Raw genomic sequence first — 1,756 nt, 5'->3', positions numbered from 1 at the left:
CTAGTCGTGCCCACCGCCGAGCCCGGCCTCCTGGCGACCGCCGCCCGAATGGCACTGGTGCCAAAGCTAATGCGCGGGATGCCTTACATACCCCTAATGGATATAGAAGTTGGCCACGGGCAGGCGCGGTTCGCTCTCCAGGAAGGGGGTATCGGGCATCTCACTCTTACCGTAGGCCTCGAAGGGGCCCAGGTAATGCTTCAACCCGGTCATCAGTGCCACGTGCTCCACCGGCGCGTGGCCCAGGGCGGTGAGCAGGTTGCGCAACATCCCGGCGTTGACCCGGATGTTTTCATCCTCGGTGTCCTGCCGCGACCACGCGGTGAAGAACACGTGGGTGGGGCGCTCCCCGGCCAGGGCCTGGGAGAGGCTGTCCTGGGATCGCAGGTCCGCGCTGATGTGCCGGGCGCTGCTGCCGGGTACTGCGGTCCGGGACAGGGCCAGCACTTCCCAGCCGTTGGCACGGGTTAGCTGGTCGGTCAGGGCGGAGCCGGCGATGCCACTGGCACCCACCACCAGGGCGGTTCGGGTGTGCGTGGGGTGGTCCATGGGGTGGTCCTCGTTTCGGTCGGGGCTTCGAGCGGGGTCCTCGGCGTCCAAAGGGGAGGCGCGACACCGCGGGCGCCGGCCACCTGTATCGCGCACGTTCCGGATCACACCCCCTGCCCGATCCACGGAAAAATCAGTAGGCTTACAATATTATCCCACCACGAGGAAGGAGTCGGACATGACCGACACCAGCCATGAGGCACACCAGAATGCGAACCACGAGACAACGGACCAGTTGACCTTCCAGAATCCGGTGACGCGCTACCCGACCATCCAGCCGCCCGAGCAACACCAGCCCGAGCCGGGCCTGGATGTTGAGCTCGAACCCAAGACCGACCGCGGAGAAGAATCCTATCGCGGCACGGGTCGCCTGGAGGGGCGCAAGGCGCTGATCACGGGTGCGGACTCCGGAATCGGTGCGGCCGTTGCCATCGCGTTCGCCAAGGAGGGGGCCGACATCGCTCTCAATTACCTGCCGGACGAAGAGCCGGACGCGCAAGTCGTCAAGGCTGTCATTGAGAAGGCCGGCCGCAAGGCCGCGCTGATCCCGGGTGATCTCTCGGACAAGGCGTTCTGCACGACGGTTGTGGAGAACGCCGTCAACGAGCTGGGCGGACTGGACATCCTGGTCAATAACGCCGGTCGACAGATTTTCTCGGAGAGCCTCGAGGAGCTGAGCGACGAGCAGCTGACGGACACCTTCACGGTCAATATCATTGCGATGTTCCGCGTCACGAAAGCCGCGCTCCAGCACCTTCCAGCGGGCTCGTCCATCATCAACACCACGTCGGTCGAAGCCTACCAACCGGCGCCCATCCTGTTGGATTACGCTTCGACGAAGGCGGCGATCAACAACTTCACCAAGGGCTTGGCCCAGCAGCTCGCGCCCAAGGGGATCCGCGTCAATGCGGTGGCCCCCGGCCCCATTTGGACGCCGCTGCAGGTCAGCGACGGTCAGCCGAAGGAGTCACTGCCGGAATTCGGCCAGTCCACTCCGCTGGGCCGTGCCGGACAGCCCGCCGAACTCGCGCCGGCCTATGTGTTCTTGGCCTCCTCGGAGTCCAGCTACGTCCTGGGGGAGACCCTCAACGTCAACGGCGGCATGCCCACTCCGTAACCGTTGTGCTTGAGCCGGCCCGCCCCGCGGAATGGGGGCGGGCCGCCCGGGTCCGCATCCGTGAAAAGGGGCCGCTCGATCATTGCCAGC

Annotated in this window: 1 protein-coding gene and 1 pseudogene; one reads left to right on the top strand and one right to left on the bottom strand. The window is 65.6% G+C overall.

Annotated features, from left to right (window positions below):
* Positions 1-102 precede the first annotated feature (102 nt).
* Positions 103-549 (bottom strand): annotated as a pseudogene (locus Q4E95_RS13540) (NAD-dependent epimerase/dehydratase family protein); the annotation flags it as partial.
* A 178-nt stretch (positions 550-727) separates the two neighbouring features.
* On the opposite strand from Q4E95_RS13540, the gene Q4E95_RS13535 reads away from it, so the two are divergent.
* Positions 728-1,666 (top strand): SDR family oxidoreductase, encoded by a 939-nt coding sequence (locus tag Q4E95_RS13535; RefSeq protein ID WP_129699825.1) that lies wholly within the window; start codon positions 728-730, stop codon positions 1,664-1,666.
* The last annotated feature ends 90 nt before the right edge of the window (positions 1,667-1,756 follow it).

It is taken from the genome of Kocuria sp., from assembly GCF_030536815.1.
In the GTDB taxonomy this organism is placed as follows: domain Bacteria; phylum Actinomycetota; class Actinomycetes; order Actinomycetales; family Micrococcaceae; genus Kocuria; species Kocuria gwangalliensis.
Note: the sequence above shows the minus strand (reverse complement) of the source record. Positions and strands in the feature narration are given on the sequence as shown.